The sequence below is a fragment of the Bradyrhizobium sp. AUGA SZCCT0222 genome, from assembly GCF_018130205.1.
Lineage (GTDB): Bacteria > Pseudomonadota > Alphaproteobacteria > Rhizobiales > Xanthobacteraceae > Bradyrhizobium.
In genome coordinates this window covers 1-23,623 of the sequence record NZ_JAFCLX010000009.1, presented here as the reverse complement: position 1 = coordinate 23,623, position 23,623 = coordinate 1, and the positions used below count along the sequence as shown (strand labels likewise).

21 protein-coding genes are annotated in these 23,623 nt (G+C 64.2%); 15 read left to right on the top strand and 6 right to left on the bottom strand.

Annotation, left to right across the window (positions count from 1 at the left end):
• Positions 1-92 precede the first annotated feature (92 nt).
• A complete protein-coding gene (locus tag JQ629_RS10135) occupies positions 93-1,514 on the top strand; it encodes a hypothetical protein (protein WP_212412530.1) in 1,422 nt (473 codons plus the stop codon).
• 21 nt (positions 1,515-1,535) lie between these two features.
• On the opposite strand, the gene mntR is transcribed toward JQ629_RS10135, so the two are convergent.
• The gene (gene mntR / locus JQ629_RS10130; RefSeq protein ID WP_312010846.1) at positions 1,536-2,012 is read right to left on the bottom strand and encodes a manganese-binding transcriptional regulator MntR; all 477 of its coding nucleotides are present in this window, start codon (positions 2,010-2,012) and stop codon (positions 1,536-1,538) included.
• Positions 2,013-2,495: 483 nt separating this feature from the next.
• Between mntR and JQ629_RS10125 the strand changes: the two genes are divergently transcribed.
• Positions 2,496-5,420 carry a TonB-dependent receptor domain-containing protein gene (locus JQ629_RS10125; RefSeq protein ID WP_212412529.1) on the top strand — a complete coding sequence of 975 codons (2,925 nt, stop codon included), beginning with the start codon at positions 2,496-2,498 and terminating at the stop codon, positions 5,418-5,420.
• Between the two features lie 309 nt (positions 5,421-5,729).
• Here the strand turns inward: JQ629_RS10125 and JQ629_RS10120 are convergent, their stop codons facing one another.
• Genes JQ629_RS10120 through exbB form a run of 3 tightly spaced genes read right to left on the bottom strand, consistent with a single transcriptional unit; the run spans position 5,730 to position 7,635 of the window.
• On the bottom strand, positions 5,730-6,485 hold the full coding sequence (locus tag JQ629_RS10120) for an energy transducer TonB (protein ID WP_212412528.1): 756 nt from the start codon (positions 6,483-6,485) through the stop codon (positions 5,730-5,732).
• Positions 6,482-6,907 (bottom strand): TonB system transport protein ExbD, encoded by a 426-nt coding sequence (exbD, locus tag JQ629_RS10115; RefSeq protein ID WP_212265377.1) that lies wholly within the window; start codon positions 6,905-6,907, stop codon positions 6,482-6,484. Before exbD ends, JQ629_RS10120 begins: the two co-directional genes overlap by 4 nt.
• 5 nt (positions 6,908-6,912) lie before the next feature.
• A complete protein-coding gene (gene exbB, locus JQ629_RS10110; RefSeq protein ID WP_349631244.1) occupies positions 6,913-7,635 on the bottom strand; it encodes a tonB-system energizer ExbB in 723 nt (240 codons plus the stop codon).
• Between the two features lie 613 nt (positions 7,636-8,248).
• Here exbB and ccmI point away from each other — a divergent pair.
• From ccmI to JQ629_RS10085, 5 genes are all read left to right on the top strand, one after another.
• A complete protein-coding gene (gene ccmI / locus JQ629_RS10105) occupies positions 8,249-9,352 on the top strand; it encodes a c-type cytochrome biogenesis protein CcmI (RefSeq protein WP_212412526.1) in 1,104 nt (367 codons plus the stop codon).
• Positions 9,353-9,386: 34 nt separating this feature from the next.
• On the top strand, positions 9,387-9,872 hold the full coding sequence (ccmE, locus tag JQ629_RS10100; protein ID WP_212412525.1) for a cytochrome c maturation protein CcmE: 486 nt from the start codon (positions 9,387-9,389) through the stop codon (positions 9,870-9,872).
• Positions 9,869-11,851 (top strand): heme lyase CcmF/NrfE family subunit, encoded by a 1,983-nt coding sequence (locus tag JQ629_RS10095; RefSeq protein WP_212412524.1) that lies wholly within the window; start codon positions 9,869-9,871, stop codon positions 11,849-11,851. The genes ccmE and JQ629_RS10095 overlap by 4 nt, the downstream gene beginning before the upstream one ends.
• 4 nt (positions 11,852-11,855) lie before the next feature.
• Positions 11,856-12,356, top strand: coding sequence for a cytochrome c-type biogenesis protein (locus JQ629_RS10090; RefSeq protein ID WP_212412523.1), 501 nt, complete (start codon positions 11,856-11,858; stop codon positions 12,354-12,356).
• Between the two features lie 82 nt (positions 12,357-12,438).
• Positions 12,439-12,960 (top strand): DUF1993 domain-containing protein, encoded by a 522-nt coding sequence (locus tag JQ629_RS10085; protein WP_212412522.1) that lies wholly within the window; start codon positions 12,439-12,441, stop codon positions 12,958-12,960.
• An 8-nt stretch (positions 12,961-12,968) separates the two neighbouring features.
• On the opposite strand, the gene JQ629_RS10080 is transcribed toward JQ629_RS10085, so the two are convergent.
• Both JQ629_RS10080 and JQ629_RS10075 read right to left on the bottom strand, forming a co-directional pair.
• A complete protein-coding gene (locus tag JQ629_RS10080) occupies positions 12,969-13,484 on the bottom strand; it encodes an MAPEG family protein (protein ID WP_212412521.1) in 516 nt (171 codons plus the stop codon).
• Between the two features lie 44 nt (positions 13,485-13,528).
• Positions 13,529-13,942 carry a hypothetical protein gene (locus JQ629_RS10075; protein ID WP_212412520.1) on the bottom strand — a complete coding sequence of 138 codons (414 nt, stop codon included), beginning with the start codon at positions 13,940-13,942 and terminating at the stop codon, positions 13,529-13,531.
• Positions 13,943-14,106: 164 nt separating this feature from the next.
• Here JQ629_RS10075 and JQ629_RS10070 point away from each other — a divergent pair, with 164 nt between their 5' ends.
• The 8 genes from JQ629_RS10070 (at position 14,107) to JQ629_RS10035 (ending at position 23,195) form a co-directional block, all read left to right on the top strand.
• On the top strand, positions 14,107-14,838 hold the full coding sequence (locus tag JQ629_RS10070) for a TetR/AcrR family transcriptional regulator (protein WP_212412519.1): 732 nt from the start codon (positions 14,107-14,109) through the stop codon (positions 14,836-14,838).
• Between the two features lie 230 nt (positions 14,839-15,068).
• A complete protein-coding gene (locus JQ629_RS10065; RefSeq protein ID WP_212412518.1) occupies positions 15,069-16,673 on the top strand; it encodes a Do family serine endopeptidase in 1,605 nt (534 codons plus the stop codon).
• A gap of 378 nt (positions 16,674-17,051) precedes the next feature.
• Positions 17,052-17,732, top strand: a complete 681-nt coding sequence (locus tag JQ629_RS10060; protein ID WP_074280906.1) for a response regulator transcription factor — start codon at positions 17,052-17,054, stop codon at positions 17,730-17,732.
• A complete protein-coding gene (locus JQ629_RS10055; protein ID WP_212412517.1) occupies positions 17,716-19,182 on the top strand; it encodes a sensor histidine kinase in 1,467 nt (488 codons plus the stop codon). Before JQ629_RS10060 ends, JQ629_RS10055 begins: the two co-directional genes overlap by 17 nt.
• Positions 19,179-22,139 (top strand): bifunctional [glutamine synthetase] adenylyltransferase/[glutamine synthetase]-adenylyl-L-tyrosine phosphorylase, encoded by a 2,961-nt coding sequence (locus tag JQ629_RS10050; RefSeq protein ID WP_212412516.1) that lies wholly within the window; start codon positions 19,179-19,181, stop codon positions 22,137-22,139. Before JQ629_RS10055 ends, JQ629_RS10050 begins: the two co-directional genes overlap by 4 nt.
• A gap of 181 nt (positions 22,140-22,320) precedes the next feature.
• On the top strand, positions 22,321-22,698 hold the full coding sequence (locus JQ629_RS10045) for a hypothetical protein (protein ID WP_212037547.1): 378 nt from the start codon (positions 22,321-22,323) through the stop codon (positions 22,696-22,698).
• 7 nt (positions 22,699-22,705) lie between these two features.
• Positions 22,706-22,891, top strand: a complete 186-nt coding sequence (locus JQ629_RS10040) for a hypothetical protein (protein ID WP_212265828.1) — start codon at positions 22,706-22,708, stop codon at positions 22,889-22,891.
• Positions 22,892-23,036: 145 nt separating this feature from the next.
• Complete coding sequence (locus JQ629_RS10035; RefSeq protein WP_212265827.1) at positions 23,037-23,195, top strand: hypothetical protein; 159 nt, start codon at positions 23,037-23,039, stop codon at positions 23,193-23,195.
• Positions 23,196-23,623 lie beyond the last annotated feature (428 nt).

Here is a 23,623-nt window from a genome sequence, read left to right as displayed (position 1 = left end):
TTCCTAAACGACTTCTTAACGCGCGCACTTTTATGATGGCGGTTGGACGCGCTTTGCCGTCCGGACGACACACGCATATCCACACCGGGCGCATGAGCCAGACATCGACCGAGCGGCTGAGGGACTATCTCGCCCAGCTCCCGCCTCAGGCGCAGGCGCTGCTGATGCGCTCGTTCGAGCGCGCGATCGAGCGCGGCGAGGAAGTCGCGGTCGCCACCCTCGTGCTCGAGCAATTGCGCAAGGTGGTGCGCGGAACCGAGGAAGACGAAGAAATACGGCCGCGGACCGACGATCCGGCGCGCCTGCTGTTTCGCCCCATCGAGCCGTTTCTGGTCGAAAGCAATTTCCCGATGCGGCAGGGCCAGATCCGCCGCACCTCGCTGCTGCCGGTCTGGCAATGGCTGGCCCGGGATGGCGCGCCGGAGCAGGCGCGGGCCTTCGAAGCCGCGCTGGCCGAGATCAGGCTGAGCGGTTCGACCACGGGACTGGAGTCGGAGACGCGCAAATTCCAGCTCGCCGCCGCGGAGGCGATCGCCAAGATCGCGGCGCCGGTGCAGGGCGACGATCGGCAGCGTTCGCTCGCCCGTATCGGCCCGCCCAACGTCGTCGAGGACTTCCTGTCGATCGGGTCGGTTTTGCGGGCCCGCGAGGCGATGGACACGCTGGGCAGCCGGCTTCCCAGCCAGTTGCGGGCGTTGTCGGAATCCCAGATCGTGTCGGTGACCTCGGCGCTCAATGTTCCCTCGCTGCAGACGCCGCAACTGCTGCCGTTCGCGCTGTCGCTGATCATGCAGCGGCTGGCGGCGCCGTGGCAGATCATCCGCCTCGCGATCAAGATGGCGGCTTCCGACGATGAAATTCGTGTCGCCGCGACGCCGTACGGCATCGCCGTCACGCTCGCGCTGCACGATCTGTCCTTTCTCGCGGCCTGTCTGCGCACCGACATCAGGCGTGGCCAGTTCGACAATGTCAGCGAACAGCTGAAGACGCTGCATGACGGCGTGCGCGGCCTGCGCACCGAACTCGACCTGCGCAACGATTCCACGTGGGGCAAGCAGCTGACCTCGATCCGCGCCGACATTTCCAATTCGCTGCAGTCGGAAATCGACAGCGTGCCCGGCCGGGTCCGGCGCATCCTGCGCCAGCGCGCCGACAAGGACATTTCGTCGGCTCCCAAAATCGACGCAACGGACGTCGAGGAGACCGCGGCCCTGATCGATTTCGTCGCGGTTTGCCGCACCTATGCCAGCGAACTTGCGATCAACGAGGTCACGTTGCGGACCTATTCCGACCTGCAGCATTATGTCGAGCACTCGACCGAGGCGCTGGTGCAGGCGCTGCGCGGCGGCGACACCAAGGCGCGCGCCTACCGGCAAATGCAGGCCAAGGCGGCGATCCGCTTCTGCGAAGTCCTGTTCGGCCATGATTATGCGTCGCTGATGAACAGGGCGGCCGAAAACGCCGTCACGGGCGAGCGCAAATCCGCCGAGCGCAAGTCCACCCGCAACGGATAGGACGGCAGGGCCGTCGCACCCTCACACCTTGCGGCGATCCTTGTTGGCGCGCAGGAATTCGGCGAACGCCTTCAGCGTCACATCCGACACGTGATGTTCGATGCCCTCGGCATCGCCCTCTGCCGCTTCCTGCGGGACGCCCAGCGCCAGCAGGACATCCACCACAAGCCGGTGGCGCGCGCGGACACGCTTGGCGAGGGTCTCGCCCTTCTCGGTCAGGAACACCCCGCGATAGGGCCGCGCGGTCACGAGATCTTCCCGCTTCAACCGCGCGATGGTGTCAATGGCCGTCGGGTGCGACACGCCGAGCCGGCGCGCGATATCGGTCGGGCGCGCCTCGCCGGTCGTGCCTAACAGATCGGAGATCAGTTCGACATAATCTTCCAGAACCGCGGTCGAGCGCGCCGACCGCGCTTTTCCAAAGCGGCGCGCCTGCGTTTGCTCCGTGGGGAGCGGCTGCATCGATTTGGCCCGGTCTGTCGAGGGCTTGCGCAACACGGCACCTTTCCAGGCGAATCCATCGAGAGGAGGCAGACCATGGCGTGCTGCCGACCACATTGCAAGTTGGCGACGTGTCGCGAATCCGCAACAGGCCGGCGCGCGCTTGCGACGACCGGCCGCGGCATCTTGACAGTTAACGGGGCAACATTAACATGTAGCCTTACCTACGTTTTAAGGTCGCAGCTTATCCGGACCCGTTCCTGTAGCGCGATGAAGGTTGGGGACGAGATGCGCGCGACACGAATGGCCCTTCTGGGCACGTCTGCATTTGCAATGGTCTGTTTGAGCCAGGCTGCGGCCCTCTCGCAGACGGCCACGCCTGCGCCATCGCCGTCTCCGGCCGCGCCTCAGGCGCCTGCCGCGCCGGCAGCAACGGCAACGGGACAAGCCCCGGCGGCTCCCGCTCAATCGCAGACGGCACCGCCGCAACCGGCTACCGCCGCCGGACCGCAGGAAAAGCCCGCCCCGGCGGAAATCGACATGCCGCAAGTGACGGTGGAGGGTCGTCAGCCCAAGCCGGCGCGGCGGGCAGGGCGTTCCGAGCCCGGCCGGCCTTCACGCGCCATCGCTGCGCCGCTGCCTGGTCCCGCCCCGGCGGCCGCGCCTGCCTCGCCCTTCAATCCGCCGTTTGCGCCATTGTCGACGATCGGCAGCAATCAAATCCAGACCGGCAGCAGCAATGGCGGGTTCGGCAGCCTGTTCTCCACCATGCCCGGCGCGACTTCCGCGGGGCTGGCCACGGAGTCGTCCCGCCCCATTCTGCGTGGCTTGTCGGATGCCAAGGTCCGCATTCAGGAAAACGGCGTCGGTGCGGTCGACGTGTCGGATATCGCGCAGGACCACGCGGTACCGATCGATCCTCTTGCGATCCAGAAGGTCGACGTCGTTCGGGGACCGGGAGCGCTGCGGTTCGGCTCGCAGGCCGTCGGCGGCGTCGTCGACGTCACCAACAACCGGATTCCGACCGCCGCTCCAGTGGGTGGGGTGGCCGCGGAACTGAGATCGGGTGTGACGAGCGTCAACAAAGGATGGGAAAGCGGTCTGTTGCTGGATGCCGGCGGTCGCAACGCCGCCGTTCACGCCGACGTCTATGGGCGATCCTCCAGCGATTACAGCATCCCGAGTTATCCCTATCTCGTTCCGCCAAACCCCGCGCCCGCCGGCAACGGCAGGCAACCGAACTCGGCCTCGCAGAGCGCGGGGGCGGCGGTCGGCGGCTCTTATCTGTTCGACGGCGGCTATGCCGGCATCGCGGTCTCTCGCTTCACCAGCGACTATTTTGTTCCGGGTATCGCGACCGCGGATGCACGCCAGCACAACGATCTCGAGCAGACCAAGATTACCAGCAAGGGCGAGTATCGACCGGATACGGCCGCGCTTGCCGCCGTCAGGTACTGGACCGGATATTCGGAGTACCGGCATGACGAGACGGTGCTCGCCGGTCCCGGTTACGAGGGGATCACGGCCACCTTCAAGAACACGCAGACCGAGGGCAAGATCGAGCTCGAATCGGCGGCGTTCGCCACGCCGATCGGGGCGCTGACCAGCATTGTCGGTGCGCAGGGCGCCTACCAGCAACTGGATACGGCAGGCCAGGCCATCCTGCTTCCCGCCCAGACCAGAACCGCAGCGGCGTATTTCCTCAATGAAGTACGGCACACGGACACGCTGCGTACGCAATTGGCGGGACGCATCGAGGGCGTCGATATCGCAGGAACGGCGTTCACCTTCCCGTCGAATTTTCTGCCGCCGCCCAATGAACCCGGCAGGGCCGCTGCCAAGCTCGACTTCATGCCGAAGAGCGTCAGTTTCGGAATCATCAAGGACCTTCCGTCCTACCTGGTCGCGAGCCTGACGCTGCAACGGATTGAACGCGCGCCGCGCGCGCTTGAATTGTTCGCGCAAGGTCCTGATGGTTCGGAGAAGACCTTCAAGATCGGCAATTCGAACCTGGGAATCGAGACCGCGCAGACGGCGGAAATCGGCCTGAAGCGCACGGCCGGCGATTTCAGGTTCGCCGCGAACGCCTATTACACGTCGTACGACAAGTTCATCTTCTCGCGCGCCACCGGCATCCTGTGCCAGGAGACGTTTGCAACATGCGGCGCCGGCACCGATTACATCCAGGTCAATTACGATCAGCGCGACGCGACGTTTCGCGGCGGCGAGCTGGCCTGGCAATGGGACGTCGCACCGCTCGCCAACGGTACGTTCGGTGTGGATGGACAATTCGATGTCGTACGCGCGACGTTCACCGACGGCAGCAATGTGCCGCGCATCCCTCCGATGCGGCTCGGCGGCGGCGCCTATTGGCGGAACGACAGCTGGTTTGCCCGTGTCGGCCTGCTGCACGCCTTCGCGCAGAACGATGTTTCGCAATTCGATACGACGACCGGCGGATACGATCTGCTCAAGGTGCAGCTGGAGAACCGGCAGTTCTGGAAGGATTCGCCGTGGGGCGCGGTCGAGGTTGTGACCGGACTGGTCGGCGACAATCTGCTCAACGCCAACATCCGCAATGCCGTTCAATTCCACAAGGACGAGATCCTGCAGCCCGGGCGTGGCGTCAAACTCTTCCTCAACGTCAAATACGGCGTCGACCGGCCGAGCGGGACGCCGGGTTCATCCTTCGCGATGGCGCGGGGGCCGGGCGGCAACATGTATTACAAGTCAGCGCCAATGCTCGAAGCGGCCTGGAACTGGGCGGGCATCTATGCCGGCGGCAATGTCGGGTATGTCGGCGGCAGGGCCGTTACCAGCGCGGTGTTCAACGAGGATGCAACCGGGTTGCCGCTTGACGGCGGCCGCCTGTTCTCCACGCGCGGCACCGCCAGTTTTGGCGGGCAGGCCGGTTACAACTGGATCTCCGGCCGATTGGTAGCCGGCATTGAAGGCGATTTCGAATACCGCAATCAGCGCGGACGCAGCACCACCACATGTGCCGGCAATGTCTGCAACGCGGCGCTGGCTCCGCTCGACGCGCCCGTGACGGCAAGCCTGGATTACCATCTGGGATGGGTTGCCTCCGTTCGCGGGCGCGTCGGAGCGCTCGTTTCACCCGGCCTGCTTGCCTATGTCACGGCAGGCGTTCCGTTCGGCAAGATAACGACGTCGACGTCTGTCACAGGTTTCGACAATGCGGGTGCCGCGACGACGGCAGCTTTGGATACCGACACCTACCGGTTTGGCTGGGCCGTCGGCGGCGGTCTGGAGACCCGCCTGACGGGCAACTGGACCGGCAGGCTCGAATACCTTCACATGGATTTCGGTTCGGTGCGTTCCACGCCGGCCACCGCCGCCAACACAGCGGTCGCGTTCGACTCCAACACCAGGGTGACCAGCGACGGCGTCAGGGTCGGCGTGAACTACAAGTTCGGCGCCGGCGGGGCGATCATTGCGGATTGATCCGGTGTTGTAGCGCAAAGCGGCGCGGGAAATGGCGATTGAAAGAGGCAGCATGGTTGGCGGCCTCTGTCACAAGACTTTCAAATACGTCTGCTCATACTCTGTTCAGCTGGCTATGGCCTCTGCCGAGGGGCAGGACAATTGATATGGTCGGCGGGGCCGCCTGAATTTTAGAGCAAGGCAGGCGGCCCACTCAGCTTCACCGCGGCCTGGTTCCTGACGCCGCTGTTTAGTCGCCAGAAAATGATGCGCGCATGAAAGCCGGACGCGAGACGAGGCCGCTTGGTTTCGCGCCGTCCGCCGACCGCGCTATTTTATGTTGAAGCGGATCGACTGCCTCACGACAACGGAATCGCTCGGAAAATTTGCGGGCGGCGCGGGAAATGGCTCCGCGCGCTTGAGCAGCGCGACAGCTTCGTGGTCGAGGGCGCTTGAGCCAGAGCTTTGAATGACGCGCGCGTTGGTCACCAGTCCCTTGCGATCTAGCGCAAACGACACCAGTGCAGTCCCTTGCTCGCGCCGCGCCCGTGTGGCTTCCGGATAGCGCTTGTTCTTTTCGATCAAGGCGAGGACTTTGGTTCGCCACGTCACCGCGGCTTCCGAGTCCATCGGATTCGGAACGCCCTGGGTCGGCGCCACGGCCACCGGCGCGATGCGCTCCGGGACCGCCGCGGGTGCCGACGTGGTGGCGGCCGCCGCCTGCTGCTGCGGCGTCACGTCAGGCTGTAGTTTGCTCTGCAGCGCCACGGCCGCGTCCGGATTGGGCGCGGGGGGCAGCTCAGGCGTTTCATCTGGCGGCGTCACCTCGGGCTTCGCCACGGGCTGCGCTTCCGACATCACCTGTTCCGGGCCGGGCGCGACGTCGGATGGGGTCGTCGTAGGCGCTGCCGGCAGCGGTGCGAGGTCGACCACGATCGCGCCTGATGGTTCGCTAGCCGCGGTGTCGTCCGGATAGCGCCAGGTCGCGAGCGTGGCCGTCACGCCGGCATAGACGCACAGCACCGCAAGGCCGCTCAACATCCAGCGCTGCAGGTCGGAACGATCTTCGGCCGCAAGCTGCATCATGGTGACGAGGCTTGCTCCAGGCCGACCAGGGCGACTTTCAGATAGCCGGCGGCGCGCAGCATGTTCATTACCTGCATCACCTCGCCATACGGGACGAGCTTGTCGGCGCGCAGGAAAATTCGGCTGTCCTTGTGGCCGTTGGTGCTCGCATCGAGCACGCCGGGCAGCGCGGCGCGGCCGACGGTCTCGTTTCCGACCGACAGCGAAAGGTCCGGCTTGACCGTCAGATAGACCGGCTTGTCGGGCCGCGGCTGCGGCTCCGCATTCGACGCCGGAAGATCGACCGCGATATCGACGGTTGCGAGCGGTGCGGCGACCATAAAGATGATGAGCAGGACAAGAATGACATCGATGAACGGTGTCACATTGATCTCATGGACTTCTGCAAGATCGCCATTGCTCTGGTTCACGCTGACAGCCATCGCCGCTACTCCGCCGCTGCGAGATGCCGCCGGACGAGTATGGCGCCGCCGTCGAGGTCACGACCGACCAGCCGGGTGATCTCCGATGATCCGTCGCCGAGCAGCGCGCGATAGGAGCTGATCTGGCGCGCGAACAGATTGTAGATCATGACGGCGGGTATAGCCGCGACCAGCCCGAGCGCTGTCGCCAGCAGCGCTTCGGCGATCCCGGGCGCGACCACCGCGAGATTGGTGGTTTGCGACTTCGAGATCCCGATAAAGCTGTTCATGATTCCCCACACCGTTCCGAACAGTCCGACAAAGGGGCCGGTCGATCCGATGGTTGCCAGCACGCCGGTGCCGAACCCGATGCGCCTGCTTGCCGCCGCCTCGATCTGCTGAAGCCGGGACGCAACCCTGTTCTTGATCCCTTCCTTGTCCATTCGGTCGGTGCTTAATTTCAGTTCCGCCATCGCGCCTTCGAGCAATTGGGCAACCGCCCCCTCGGGCACCTGCCGCACGGCGTCTTCCACGTTTCTTGCGTTGGCAAGTTCGCGCAAAGCGTTCTTCGCATTGCGGCGCGCCTTGATCAGTTCGATCGTCTTTGACAGCCATACCGTCCAGGTCACCACGGTCGCAAAAACCAGGCCGATCATCACGGCTTTGACGACGATGTCGGCCTGCATGAACATGCCCCAGGGGCTGAGATCGCGGGGCAGCAGCGCGGCCGCGATCGCGGTTTTGTCCACTCCATCCTGTGCCGACGCCGCAAGCGATGGGAACAAGAACGGGAGTGCAAGTAACGCGGCGCCGCGGCGAACCTTCGGGCCATCCAAAATTCCAACAAGGCCAAAGGGAAGGGCGTCGCGTCGAAGAGCTTTCCAGGATCGCATCGGTTTTGCCTCTAAGGGGCTGGGAATTAACGTATTCACCCCATTGTGTAGCATCGCCTACGTCTTGGTGCAAATGCTATAGCTGGTGCTGCATCCTCCAGCGGCCGCGTCGGGAATGTTTGATCGCACACGCCAGATTTCCGTCGCTAAGACCAAAAGGTAGGCACCTGCATGTCTTCGGATGTATAAATATTTATAATCAATTTAAGATTGAGTAAGTGCGGCGCTCGGGCTGGGTGGCGTGACTCACGCGTCACTCTCCGGGGATTGCAGGATCTGCGCGAAGTTTCTCGTGGGTTCGCGCGTCGCGCCGGCTGACTCTGCGGCGCCCACACGGGTGAGTCTGCGACCACTCCGGTTTCCCCGGTTTTTCTGCCGCAATTGTCAATTGCCGGGCTTGCCGCCGGTGGTGTAAAGCGGCGCTATCGGTGCCTGCTTCGTAGGCGCCGTTCCGCCCGGGAACCGCTTGATGACGCTGTGGTTTGTGTTCGCGCTGATGACGGTCGCGGCGATCTTTGCCGTGCTCTGGCCGTTGAGTCGCGGTTCGGCGGTGCAAGCCGGTGGCAGCGAGGCTGCCGTTTACAGGGACCAGCTCACCGAGATCGATCGCGATGTCGCCGCCGGCCTCATTGGGCCCTCGGAAGCGGAAGCCGCGCGCGTCGAGATCAGCCGTCGCTTGCTGGCGGCCGCGGATGGCAGGGATGACCTGCCGGCACAGGCGAACCTCGGGCTACGCCGGGCCTCGACCGTCCTGGCGCTGGTTGGGCTGCCGGTTGCGGCGGTTGCTTTCTACCTTTCGTTGGGATCGCCGCAGCTCGGTGATTTCCCGCTCGCCAGCCGCAGCCGCGCCCCCGACGTCAACCAGCCGATCGACAATCTGATCGCGCAGGTCGAGGCGCATCTGGAAAAGAATCCGACCGACGGCCGCGGCTGGAGCGTGCTGGCCCCGGCATTGGCGCGGCTCGGCCGCTACGACGACGCGATCCGCGCGCTGCGCAATTCGATCACTTACAATGGCGACAGCGCCGAGCGCCGGTCCGATCTCGGCGAAGCCCTGACCGGTTCGGCGGGCGGCGTCGTGACCTCGCAGGCCAAAGCCGAATTCGAACGCGCGGCGGCGCTGAACGCCGACGAGCCCAAGGCCGGCTATTTCCTCGGGCTTGCCGCCGAGCAGGACGGCCGTCGCACCGACGCCGCCGCGATCTGGCGCGCGATGCTGGCCAAGGCGCCGGCCGATGCGCCGTGGCGGCCGCTGGTTCAGGCCGCATTGGTGCGGGTCGGCGGTCCGGCGGCACCCGCGCTGTCGAATGATGCGATGGCTGCGGCCAAGGACATGAACGAGGCCGACCGCGGCGCGATGATCCGCGGCATGGTCGACCGCCTTGCCACACGGCTGAAAGAGAACGGCGACGATGTTGAGGGATGGTTGCGGCTGGTGCGGGCCTATATGGTGATGGGCGAGCGCGACAAGGCGGTGAGCGCGCTGGGCGATGCACGCCAGGCGGTTGCCAACGATGCCGAACGCTTGCGCCAGCTCAATGAGGGCCTGAAGAATCTCGGGCTTGACGGATGATGGAACCCATCATGCAGGGAACCAAAGGATTATCATGACGCGCAAGCAGCGGCGTTTGACCATGATCGGCGGTTCGCTCGCGGTGCTCGCGGTGGCGGCGGCGCTCGTGCTGAACGCGATGCGCGATTCCATCGTGTTCTTTTCCACCCCCTCGATGGCGGCCGAAAAGCAGATTCCGGCCGGCAAGCGCTTCCGCCTCGGCGGCCTGGTGCAGCCGGGATCGCTGGTGCGCGGCGACAATCTGGTTGTCGATTTCAAGGTCGCCGACGGCAGCGCCGTGCTGCCGGTTGCCTACAAGGGAATCCTGCCCGATCTGTTCCGCGAAGGGCAGGGCGTCATCGCCGAGGGCGCGATCGACGCATCAGGGGTGTTCAGGGCCGACACCGTGCTCGCCAAGCATGACGAGACCTACATGCCCAAGGACGTCGCCGACGCGCTGAAGAAGCAGGGGCATTGGAAAGACGATTACGGCGCCAAGCCGAGCGCTTCGGCGGCGCCCACGCAGGGGGCGCCCAAGTGATCGCGGAAGCCGGACATTACGCGCTGGTGCTGGCGCTGGCGCTGTCGCTGATCCAGTCGACGGTGCCGATCGCCGGGGCGCGCTGGGGCGATGTCGCCTTGATGAACGTCGCGCGCTCCACGGCGCTGGCGCAATTGCTGTTCGTGGCGGTGTCGTTCACGGCGCTGGTGATGCTCCATGTCGGTTCCGATTTCTCCGTCGCCAACGTGTTCGAGAATTCGCACTCGACCAAACCGCTGCTCTACAAGATCACCGGCGTCTGGGGTAATCACGAAGGCTCGATGCTGCTGTGGGTGGCGATCCTTGCGCTGTTCGGCGGTCTCGTCGCGGCCTTCGGCAACAATCTGCCGCTGTCGCTGCGCGCCCATGTGCTGGCGGTGCAGGGCTGGATCGCGGCCGCGTTCTATCTGTTCATCCTGATGACCTCGAATCCGTTCCTGCGCATCGCCACGCCGCCGATCGAGGGCCGCGATCTCAATCCGGTGCTGCAGGACATCGGCCTCGCGGTGCATCCGCCGATGCTCTATCTCGGCTATGTCGGATTCTCGATTTCGTTTTCGTTTGCGGTCGCAGCCCTTCTCGAAGGGCGGATCGATGCGGCCTGGGCGCGCTGGGTGCGGCCGTGGACGCTGGTGGCGTGGATATTCCTCACGCTCGGCATCGCGATGGGCTCGTACTGGGCCTATTACGAACTCGGCTGGGGCGGCTGGTGGTTCTGGGATCCGGTCGAGAATGCCTCGCTGATGCCGTGGCTCGCCGGCACTGCGCTGCTGCATTCCGCCGTTGTGATGGAGAAGCGCAACGCGCTGAAAGTCTGGACCATACTTCTTTCGATCCTGACCTTCTCGCTGTCGCTGCTCGGCACCTTCCTGGTGCGCTCGGGCGTGCTGACCTCGGTGCATGCGTTCGCGACCGATCCGACGCGCGGCGTTTTCATCCTGCTGATCCTTTGTTTTTTCATCGGCGGCAGCCTGACGCTGTATGCCTGGCGCGCATCGACGCTGAAGCAGGGCGGGTTGTTCGCACCGATCTCGCGCGAAGGCGCGCTGGTGCTCAACAACCTGTTCCTGACCACGGCCTGCGCGACGGTGTTCGTCGGTACGCTGTATCCGCTGGCGCTGGAAGTTCTGACCGGCGACAAGATTTCGGTCGGCGCGCCGTTCTTCAATCTGACCTTCGGGCCGCTGTTCGTGCCGCTGATGATGGCGATGTCGTTCGGGCCGCTGCTGGCGTGGAAGCGCGGCGACCTGCTCGGCGCGGCGCAGCGGCTGACGGCAGCGGGCATCGCGGCGCTGGTCGCGATTGCCGTGGCGTATGCCTGGACCTATGGCGGCGGCACCTTTGCACCGCTTGCGATCGGGCTTGCGATCTTCGTCATCGCCGGTGCGATGTGCGATCTCGCCGAGCGCACGGCCTTGTTCCGCGCCCCCTTTGCGACCGCGATGCAACGCGCGCGCGGCTTGCCACGGGCGACCTGGGGCACCGCGTTCGCGCATGCCGGCGTCGGCGTGGCCCTGATCGGGATCGTCTGCGAGACCACCTGGAACAGCGAATATATCGGCACCTTGAAGCCGAACGAGGTTGCCAGGGTTGCCGGTTACGAATTGAAGCTCGACGGCGTCACGCAGCGGCAGGGACCGAATTACCGCGAGATGATCGCGCAGTTCACGGTTCGTCTCGACGGCGAGAAGCTCAGCGTGATGACGCCGTCGAAGCGCAATTTCACGACGCGGGGATCGTCGACCACCGAGGCCGCGCTGCTCACGCGCGGCGCCAGCCAGCTCTATATCTCGCTCGGCGAGAGCACGAACGAAGGCGCGGTCGCGGTGCGCATCTATCACAAGCCGCTGGTGCTCTTGATCTGGTGGGGCCCCGTGCTGATGGCGTTTGGCGGCATGCTGTCGCTGTCGGACCGGCGCCTGCGCGTCGGCGCGCCGAAGCCTGCGAAGGCTTCGCGGGCGTTGCAGGCCGCGGAGTGATCCATTGAAAGCGATCCTGGCCTGGGCATTTGCCGCGTTTCTCTTGATCGGATGCCCGGCGGCCTATGCCGTGCAGCCCGACGAGATCATGGCGGACCCGGGCAAGGAAGCCCGCGCGCGCGATCTATCGCGCGAGCTGCGCTGCATGGTGTGTCAGAACCAGTCGATCGACGATTCCGAGGCGCCGCTGGCGCGCGACTTGCGGCTGCTGGTGCGCGAGCGGATTGCGGCCGGCGACAGCAATTCGCAGGTGATCGATTTCCTGGTGGCGCGCTACGGTGAGTTCGTGCTGCTGCGGCCGCGCTTCAACCCGCATACGCTGGTGCTGTGGCTGTTGCCGCCGCTGGCGCTGCTGGGTGGCGGACTGGCGCTGTGGATCTACAGCCGGCGCCGTTCGAAATTCCCGGGCACGGAAGATCAGGGCTTGCTCAAGCTGACGGCCGAGGAAGAGGCCCGCATGGAGCAGTTGATCGCCAAGGAAACGTCGCCGGAAAAGCCGGCCTGAAGCCTGTACCGATTGCAAGCCGGCCGGTTCCGCCGCTACATTGCGGCCGTCAAAAACAACATCGCCAAAGGGGGAATTCGCAATGGCTCTTTCGCTCTACGACGCCAGCGTGGCGAACTATCTGCAGACCCTCGGCGCGGTCAGCGGCTTCCTCGACCGCGCGCTGGGCCATTTTGAAGAGAACAGCATCGATCCGGAAGCGATCGTCGAGAAGCGGCTGGCTGCGGACATGCTGCCGTTCCGCTTCCAGATCATTTCCGTCGTTCAGCATTCCCGCGGCGCCATCGAGGGCGTGCAGCAGGGCCTCTTCAATCCGCCGTCCCTCAAGACCCCGTTCAACTTCGCCGGATTGCAAGCACATGTCACGCAGGCCCGCGAGGCCTTGTCGGCGCTGACGCCGGAGGCGGTCAATGCGCTCGGCGGCAAGGACGTCATCTTCGCGCTCGGCGACCGCAAATTGCCGTTCACGGCCGAAGGCTTCCTGATGTCGTTCTCGCTGCCGAATTTCTATTTCCACGCCACCACCGCCTACGACATCCTGCGCACCAACGGCGTTCCGCTCGGCAAACGGGATTTTATGGGACGCTTGAAGTTGAAGACCTGAGGGCTGGTCTATCCCCACAGGGTCTTCCAAACCGCCGTGCCGAGAATGCCGACGTTGAGGTAGATCGTCGACGACATGCCGAAGGCGCGATAGAGCGGATGGATGCGGTACCCCACCCAGAACGCAAACCGCATGACGAAGAACACAATGGCGGCGGCGGCAATGACCTTGGTCTGCGCTGCCGTCAGGGTGACGCTGAGGGCGAGCGTGCCCGCCAGAAACAGCACGTATTGCTGAAGCGTGTTGTCGAGCACCCGGCCGTTGATCTCGGTCGCGGCGTCTTCCTTGTGCAGCGTCGGATCGATGGCTTCGCTGAGAAACCGGTTGTTGCCGACGGTGATGATGCCGACCAGCAGCGGGATCGCCGCAAACGCATTGGCCTTCAGGGTGAAGGCGAGCCGGCTGGCAACATCTGTGAGGGCTGCGGTATCCGGCCAAAGCCGGTAGATGCCGGCAACCGCCAGCACCATCGTCAAAACACCGCTCGCGGCTCCGATCGCAACGGTCTTCTGTTCGCGTGTCACAGCTAGCTCCTTTCAGTTTGTCAAACAGCAATGGAAATGAGAGGTCAGGCCCGGGCATGACCGGCGATCGGTCGCGTGGCCGTGCTCGCGGCAATCAGTTGCAGCACCGCGAACAGCCCGTGCAGCGCCGTCGTCACATAGCCGACGACCAGCATGTCCGCGGCGATGAAGAATTGCCAGAACACCAGATTGGCGGTGCCGAGCAGGACATGGATCGCCACGGCGGTGAGATGCCAGGCGCGCGACGCTTCGGCGCGCCACATCTGGATGCCGATCAGGAACGCCAGCCCGTGCGCCTCGATGAAGCCGAGACCGGAATAGGGCGCGGCCGCGACGATTTTGGCGACGGGCCCGCTTGCGAAAAAGATGCCGAGCACGTCGCTGCAAAATCCGCCGGCCGAAGCGGCAAGCAGGAAGATGGCGTTGGTGCGAAGCAGCGTTTGCCGTGAAGCTGTCATTGTGATCTCCGTTTCCGGGCAAGTATCGCGGGCGGCGGCGCCTCGGCGCACTTGCGTAACGACGGCGAGGAGTATAGTACGCACTATACTTCGAGTAAAGTAGGTACTATACAAAAAGAAAGTGATCACTATACTCCCCGGGAAAAGCGAGAATTTGCAAGGTCATGGATCAAAAGCCTTCCCGAAAATCCCGCCTGTCGCTGGCCGATCTCGAACGCGAGACCGAAAAATTCCTCACACCGGCCACGGCCAAGGAGAAGGCGATCATCGATGCCGCGGTCGCCCTGATCGGCGAGCGCGGTGTCGATGGCGCGACCACAGCCGAGATCGCGCGGCGCGCAGGGGTCACCGAGAAGACGATGTTTCGCTACTTCCCCTCAAAGAACGATCTGGTCCGGCGCGTGCTGTTTCCGATCATGCTGCAGCGGGGCCTGACGCGGCAGTGGGAGACGCGGGAAAAGCAGATCAAGGCGAGGGCCCCGAGCCTGAAGGACTGGTTCATCGCGGCCGCCAGCGAGGAGATGGCGATGGTGGTCAAGAACCCGGGAATCGCCCGCACAGTCACCGCGGAGATGATACAGAACGACGACATCAGGGGCGCGATGGCCGGGCTGTGGCAGCGGCATATCTGGGAACCGATGCTCGAAAGCCTGGACAACCTGCGTGACGACGGCAGGCTTCGCAGCGATGTCGATGTCGAGGTGCTGGCCCGCGCCGTGCACTGCATGCATGTCGGGTATTTCCTGACGCGGTGCGTGTTCGCCCCCGACCGCAAATGGGATGACGCCAGCGAAATCGAGAAGATGGCGGATATTCTGGCCAATGGCGCGAGCAGCAAATCCGGGAACAAGTCCAGAAAGTCCAGTAAATCCATTAAATCCAAGGGCGGCGGTTAGCAGCGCCATTCGCAGCAAATGAGGGAGGCCGCAACGCCCCTCAAAACGCCACTTTCGGCCGGCGCTAAGCCCTTGGATTGCCTGCGCTAAACTGCCGCAGCCATAACCGCCTCCATTACAAAAGTTTAATTCCCTCGCCAGCGCGCGGTAAGGCGCCAGACCCCATCTTCCGTCCTGTCAGGTGCCCAGCCCCCCGCACCGTCGAATTCTGGATCTGGAGATTTCCCAAAATGACTGAACGTCCCGTCGATCTGTCCTCGCTTCCGTCCTATGGCGCCCCGCGCCGTCAGTTGTTCTCGGCGCGTAAATTCGCGCTGATGGCGTCCGTCGTCGCCGGCCTCGGCGCCGCGGTTTATGGTTTCAGCCCTTCGTCCGGCCCGGTCGATGTCTTCACCAGCGCGGCGCACGCGCAGGTCAACAACGAAGTCCGCAAGGTTGAGCGGCCGATCGGCTTTGCCGACATCGTCGAACGCGTGAAGCCGTCGGTGATTTCGGTCAAGATCAACATCGCCGAGAAGGTTGCCAGCAAGGACAAGGACGACAGCGCCAACCGGGACGACGATACGCCGTTCCAGCCGGGCTCGCCGATGGAGCGCTTCTTCCGCCGCTTCGGTGGACCGGATGGTTTGCCGCCCGGCCTGCGCGGTAACCCGCGTGGCGGCCGTGGCCCGGTGACCGGCCAGGGCTCCGGCTTCTTCATCTCGCCTGACGGTTATGCCGTGACCAACAATCACGTCGTCGACGGCGCCGACAAGGTCGAAGTCACGATGGACGACGGCAAGAGCTACTCCGCCAAGGTGATCGGCACCGATCCGCGCACCGACCTCGCGCTGATCAAGGTCGCCGGCCGCACCGACTTCCCGTTCGCAAAACTGTCCGACTCCAAGCCGCGGATCGGCGACTGGGTGCTCGCGGTCGGTAATCCGTTCGGCCTCGGCGGCACCGTGACCGCCGGCATCGTCTCGGCTTCCGGCCGCGACATCGGCAACGGTCCGTATGACGATTTCATCCAGATCGACGCGCCCGTGAACAAGGGCAACTCGGGTGGACCGGCATTCGATACCGCCGGCGAGGTAATGGGCGTCAACACCGCGATCTATTCGCCGTCCGGCGGCAGCGTCGGCATCGCGTTCTCGATTCCCGCCTCGACGGTAAAAAGCGTGGTCGCCCAGCTCAAGGACAAGGGTTCGGTCGCCCGCGGCTGGATCGGCGTCCAGATCCAGCCGGTGACTTCGGATATCGCCGACAGCCTCGGCCTGAAAAAGGCGGAAGGCGCGCTGGTGGCGGAACCGCAGGCCAATGGTCCGGCGGCCAAGGCCGGCATCGAATCCGGCGACGTCATCACCGCTGTCAATGGCGAGACGGTCAAGGATGCGCGCGAACTCGCCCGCACCATCGGCGGATTGGCGCCGGGAGCCGCGGTTAAGCTCAACGTGCTGCACAAGGGTACGGACAAGGTCGTCAACCTCACGCTCGGCCAGTTGCCGAACACTGTTGAGGCCAAGGCCAGCATCGACGACGGCGACAAGGCCAAGCCGAACAAGGGAACCGACGTGCCGAAGCTCGGCATGACGGTTGCTCCCGCCAACAGCGTGGCCGGCGCCGGCAAGGAAGGCGTCGTGGTCACCGAGGTCGACCCGAAGAGTGCGGCGGCCGAGCGCGGCTTCAAGGAAGGCGATGTGATCCTGGAAGTGGCCGGCAAGAGCGTCGCTACCGCTGGCGAAGTGCGTGATGCGATCAACGCGGCGCGCACCGACAACAAGAGCAGCGTTCTCATGCGCGTGAAGAGCGGCGGTTCGTCGCGGTTCGTGGCAGTGCCGGTAGCGAAGGGTTAAATAAGAGATGGAGGGTTTCGCCGGCAACAGTCGCCCCCGCCGACGGCTCCTTCCGGGGAGCGGGTGCAAAACTCGCTCCCTCCAGCTACCTTTCGATGGAATACGCCCCCCTCTGTCGGAAGGGAAAAGGGCGGCGGGGTCCCCCAGCCTCGCCGCCCGCTTTTTCTGCTCGAAAGCGTTTTCGAGCAAAGTGGGCACCGGTTTGCGTGAAGAAAACGCGTCAAAACAAGAATCCAGAGCTTCGGAAACCGAATCTCTGGGAACACAAATAATTGCGCGGGTTCCCCGTTGCCTTGCATCGGCATGCGCCACGCGCCATGGTGAGAAAAGGCCCACAACGTGAGCACAACCGCTTCTCAGACCGCAACCGCCTCCCAAATGCGCCTGTTGATCATCGAAGACGACCGCGAGTCCGCCGACTATCTGGTGAAGGCGTTCCGCGAAGTCGGTTATGTCGCCGATCTCGCCAGCGATGGCGAGGAAGGGCTGTCGCTCGCCGACAGCGGCGATTACGACGTGCTGGTGGTCGACCGTATGCTGCCGAAGCGCGACGGCCTGTCGCTGATCGGCAGCTTGCGCGAAAAGGGCAACCGCACGCCGGTCCTGATCCTCTCCGCGCTCGGCCAGGTCGATGACCGCATCAAGGGCCTGCGCGCCGGCGGTGACGATTACCTGCCAAAACCCTATTCATTCGCCGAGCTGCTCGCGCGTGTCGAAGTGCTGTCGCGCCGCCATGGCGGTCCGGCCGAGGAAACAACCTACAAGGTCGGCGATCTCGAACTCGACCGGCTGTCGCACCGAGTCGCCCGCGGCAAGGACGAGCTGACGCTGCAGCCGCGCGAGTTTCGCCTGCTCGAATATTTGATGAAGCATGCAGGGCAGGTGGTGACGCGCACCATGCTCCTGGAAAACGTCTGGGATTATCACTTCGATCCGCAGACCAACGTCATCGACGTGCACATCTCGCGGTTGCGCTCCAAGATCGACAAGGGTTTTGAGCGGCCCTTGCTGCACACGATCCGTGGCGCCGGATACATGATCCGTGACGGCATTCGGTAAACTGATCCGCACCACGGCGTTTCGCCTGACGCTGGTCTATCTGTTTCTGTTTGCGCTGTTTGCCGCCTCGCTGCTGGGCTATTTCGCCTGGAATACGCGCCGGCTGATCAACGAGCAGATCACCGCGACCGTCAACGCCGAGATCGCCGAGATCGAGATCATCTACGCACGCCGCGGGCTGCAAGGCCTTGCCCTCACGCTCGGCCGCCGCACGCTGCGGCCCGGCGCCAACCTCTATCTCGTCACCACGCCGGCAGGAACGGCGTTCGGCGGCAATGTCGAATCGCTCTCTCCGGGCGTAATGGCCTCTTCGGGCTGGTCGGAGACGGCGTACCGCCGGCTCGACGAGCAGGACACCGCCCACCATCGCGCGCTGGTGCGCGTCACCCAACTCGACAACGGTTTTCGGCTGCTGGTCGGACGCGACCTCGAGGAACGAAGGCGTATGTTCGGCATCGTCGCCAACGCCGCGCAATGGTCGCTGCTGGTCGTCATCGTGCTCGGTCTCGGCGGTGGCATCTTCGTGGCGCGGCGGGTGCTGCACCGGATCGACGCCATGACCGGCACCACCCGGCGCATCATGGCCGGCGATCTTTCCGGCCGGCTGCCGGTCGGGCGCAGCGGCGACGAACTCGACCGGCTCGCGGAAAACCTCAACGCCATGCTGGAGCGGATCGAGGCCCTGATGACGGGGCTCAAGGAAGTCTCCGACAATATCGCCCATGACCTGAAGACGCCGCTGACGCGGCTGCGCAACCGCGCCGAGGAGGCATTGGCGAGTTCCGGCAGCGAGAGCGAATACCGCGCCGCGCTCGAACGCACCATCGAGGAATCCGACGGCCTGATCCGCACCTTCAACGCGCTGCTGATGATCGCGCGCGCCGAGTCCGGGCAGGCGCGCGGCAACATGGACGATTTCGACGCCGCCGACGTCGCAAAAGGCATCCACGAACTCTATGAGCCGCTGGCCGAAGACGACGGGCTGACATTGCGCGTCAGGGCCGCAGCCGCGCCGCTGCACGGCAACCGCGAACTGATCAGCCAGGCGCTGGCCAATCTGGTCGAGAACGCGATCAAATACGGCAAGCCGGATCCGGCGGTGCAGCCGCTGGACGCCGCCGTGGCGGCGCGATCGAAGGAAATTCTGATCGAGTCGCGGCGCGAGGGCGATTCCGTGCTGCTCAGCGTCACCGATCACGGCCCCGGCATTCCCGAAGGCGATCGCAAGCACGCGGTGGAACGGTTCGTGCGGCTGGAAGCCAGCCGGACGCTGCCCGGTTCCGGCCTCGGCCTCAGCCTGGCCTCGGCGGTGGCAACCCTGCATGGCGGCGAACTGCGGCTCGGCGATGCGCATCCGGGATTGGTCGCAACATTGGCCATTCCGGCGCGCGCGGCCTCCGGTGACAGGCTTGCGGCTCAAACGCAGGATGTGCCACAGAAGGTGGCATGAACTCATCCGCGCCGGGCAACGCGGAAGGACAGGGCCTCGCCGCGCGCTTCGTGGACGGGCCGCATGTCTCCGCTTCCAGCAATGCCGAACAGATATTTTCAGCCTGGCTCTCCGAACTGGAGCCGGCGCAGTCGGCTGCGCTCGAGGCCGTGCTGGCGCAGCCGTTCGCCAGGCGCATCCTGCTGGGCATCGCGGAATTCTCGCCCTATCTGTTCGATCTGATCCGCGCCGACGCCGCGCGGCTGATCCGCCTCTTGGCGTGCGACCCGGAGTCGCACCTTTCCTCGCTGATCGAGAAAACCACCGACGACGTATTCAATGCGGCCAGCGAAGCCGACGTGATGCATCTGCTTCGCCGCATGAAGGCGGAAGCCGCGCTGATGACCGCGCTGTGCGACATCGGCGGGGTCTGGCCTGTCATGCGGGTGACGGCGGCGCTGACCGATCTCGCGGTCGCTTCAGTGCAGGCGGCGCTGCGGTTCCTGCTTCGACAGGAGGTCGTGCGCGGCCGGATGAATGCAGCCAACCCCGACCGGCCCGAGGAAGGCTGCGGCCTGATCGTGCTCGCGATGGGCAAGATGGGCGCGGGCGAACTGAACTATTCCAGCGACATCGACCTGATCGTGTTTTTCGATCCCGCCGCGACCTCGCTCGTCGCCGACATCGAGCCGGCGCCGTTCTTCGTGCGCGTCACGCAGGCGCTCGCACGGATTCTGCAGCAGCGCAGCGGTGACGGCTATGTGTTCCGCGTCGATCTGCGGCTGCGGCCCGATCCCGCCTCGACGCAGGTCGCGATGTCGACCGACGCGGCGCTGCATTATTACGAGCGGGAAGGGCGCACCTGGGAACGCGCCGCGATGATCAAGGCGCGGCCCTGCGCCGGCGATCCCAGGGCGGGCGAGGCGCTGATCGCCGAACTGGCCCCGTTCGTCTGGCGCAAGCATCTCGATTTCGCCGCGCTCGCCGACGTCCACGACATGAAGCGGCAGATGCAGACCTATCGAGGCCAGAGCGAGATCTCGGTCGAGGGCCACAACGTCAAGGTCGGCCGCGGCGGCATCCGCGAGATCGAATTTTTCGCCCAGACCCAGCAATTGATCGCGGGTGGCCGGCATCCGCATCTGAGGGTGCGGCCGACGCTGCAGGCGTTGCAGGTGCTGGCGACCAGCAACTGGATCACGTTTCAGGCGCTGGAAGAACTCACCATCGCCTACGAATATTTGCGCCGCGTCGAGCACCGGCTGCAGATGATATCCGACGAGCAGACCCACGCGCTGCCGGACGATCCTGATGCCGTGGAGCGGTTTGCAAACCTCTTCGGCTATGAAAGCCGCGCCGCCTTCGCGAAAGACCTGCTCGGGCACCTCAAGACAGTGCAGGGGCACTACAGCAAGCTGTTCGAGGGCGACCCGACCGGCACCGTGAAACTGCCCGACGTCGATTACGGCGCGGGTCCGGAAGACAAGCGGCTGCTCGACCATCTCGGCGCGCTCGGGTTCAAGAAGCCGGTCATGGTCGCAGGCACGCTGCAGCAATGGATGGCGGGCGATTATCGCGGGCTGCGTAACGAGGCCACCAAGAGCGCGTTCATCGAATTCATCCCCGGCCTGATCGACGGCCTCGCGCATGCCGAGGACCCCGACGATGCCGTGACGGCGTTCGACCGTTTCCTCGGCGCGCTGCAGCGCGGCGGGCGGCTGATCTCGCTCTTGAGCCAGAACCGCGATCTCGTCGCGCTGGTGGCGCTGATCCTCGGCGCCGCGCCCCGGCTCGGCGACATGCTGGCGCGCCAGCCGCAGATCATGGACGGCTTGATCGACCCTCGTTTCTTCGGCGCGATGCCGGACCAGAAGGAATTGTCCGCGCGCCTCGCGACGACATTGAAGGACGCGGATTCCTACGAGGACTTCCTCGACCGTCTCAGGTTGTTCGGCCAGGAAAGCCTGTTCCTGATCGGCACGCGCATTCTTTCAGGCACCGTATCGGCGCAGCAGGCCAGCGTCGCCTTTGCCGATGTTGCCGAAGGCATCGTGAACACCGTGCATGGCCTCGTCACCGACCAGTTCGCGACCCAATACGGCAGGATCAAAGGGCAGGAGACCGCGATCCTCGCGATGGGCCGGCTCGGCAGCCGCGAAATGACGGCGTCTTCCGATCTCGATCTGATCCTGCTCTATGATTTTGACGAGGAGCATCCGGATTCCGACGGCGAGCGGTCGCTGCACGGCGCGCAGTATTTTGCACGTCTGACCCAACGCCTGATCTCGGCCTTCACGACGCGGACCAATTACGGCGTGCTCTATGACGTCGACATGCGGCTGCGCCCCTCGGGCCGCGCCGGCCCGGTGGCGTCGCGGATCGATTCATTCGCCGACTATCAGGAACGCGAAGCCTGGACCTGGGAGCACATGGCGCTGACACGCGCGAGGGTGATCTCGGCATCTCCTGCGTTCCGCAAGAAGATCGAGGACATTATCCGCGGCGTCTTGGTCCGGCCACGCGATCCCGCCAGCACGGCGACCGATGTCGCCGACATGCGCCGCGCCATCGCGCTGGAAAAGGGCGAGGACGATATCTGGGATTTGAAACTCGCCGCCGGCGGCCTCGTCGACATCGACTTCATCGCGCAATATCTGCAGCTCGCTTACGCCGCTGAGAAGCCCGAAATCCTCAGCGTCTCGACGCTGCAGGTGCTCGACAACGCCGCCCGGTCAGGCGTGCTGCCGCAAGCCGAAGCCGAAGTGCTGCGCTCGGCGACGCGGCTCTATCACGACCTGACGCAGATTTTGCGGCTCTGCGTGAACGGCAAGTTCAACCCGGAAACCGCGGGCGAAAACCTGCAGCGCGTGATGGCGCGAGCCGGCGACACCCCGGATTTCTCGACGCTGCAGGCGAGGGTGCGTGAGACCGAGGCCGAGGTGCGGCGGGTGTTTCTGGCGTTGGTGGGTGGGGGGTAATTCACAGGATGCGCGATGCGTCGTGGATTCGCTAAGCAGCAACCTTTTGTTGGCCATGGAAATCCCGCGCATCATTTGGCGGGAAGGCAGTACTAATACCGGGAAGCGCCAAACTGCCTGCGAGTGCCTTGTGTTCCCGCCACAGTAGGCGCAACACCTCCTGGGCAGGGGGAAGTCAAAAATGCGAAATCTCGGGATCGTGGTGCTTTGCACCGCGCTGGCTGGCTGCGCGTCGAGTTCATCTGATATCATGCCGGCTTACGTCTCGCCGGTCGCGTATCAGAGTTATACGTGTCAGCAACTGGCTCAGGAAGCACAGGCCGTTTCAACCCGGGCCGCTTCGCTATCGGGCGTTCAGGATCAAAAGCGAACCAACGACGGCCTGGCAACCGCTGCGGCCGTTGTCATCTTTTGGCCAGCCGCGTTTTTCGTCGGCGGCGACAAGCAGACCGCAGCCGAGCTTGCCCAAATGAAGGGGCAGATGGTTGCCATTGAACAAGCCGCAAACATCAAGAAGTGCGGCATCCAATTCCAGGGGCCGCGGCCACCGGGGACATGAGCCGACCATGACCGGCGATGAATCAAGGAATCTCAAGGTCGGTAGTCGCATTCGCTGGGGTGCAGATGAAGGCGATCAGGCAACCGTCACGGAGAGGAACTGGTCGGGCGTATCCCTTAAATGGGATAATCGGGCTGAACAGTCCATTTTGCACAATGACATGAAATTGGCGTCTCTCATTTCAAGGAAATGATAGCTGTATCGCCAAATCGACCCAGGCTGCGCTTTTTCCCGACCCGCCGCAGCTTGTACAAATTCGCACAGGATGAGCAATATTGATCAGCGTCTTGGGGCGGCCAGCGTGCAAATTGGCGGGATCACCACCCAGGAGGCAGCGAATGAAAATCATGACACAAAAAATCAGGGAGCATACGTGCTCCGCCTGCAAAGGAACGGGCTTCCCCGTGGTGAAGCAGCCTGTGCTGGCAACCCGCAGAATCTATCCGGCCAAGTGCGTGGCCTGTACCGGCAAAGGAAAAATTACCGACGCTGATTGAGGTGCCTTGTACGATACGCAATTGCCGATCGGGAATGACGCAAAAAAGGCGAGCGCAATCAACAAAATTTGCCCGACGGGCAAATCAGTTCCGATTTACAGAAATCGTGTCAAGTCCAAAATTTCCGAAAACCAAAAATATTTTCCTTTCCTTCGACCCCAAATCACCTGCACATCAATAGCCATCCCGTCCCACTCAGAGGGGCGTTGGCCATCGTCACGACGAGGGGCGGGTCGCGGTGGACGCTGATGTTGCGATTGACGGTCGCGGCTGAAGCGTACGGTGAAAGCGTGTGGTCCTGGCGCCCGTAACGGCGTCAAGCTCTGAGGAAGCTAACGCTTCCGAGGGGTGACGGTGGCAATAGAGGCCGTCTCACCGGGGAGAGCGCGTCATAAGCCGTAAAGCCATTGCGCAGGGAATGTCGGATG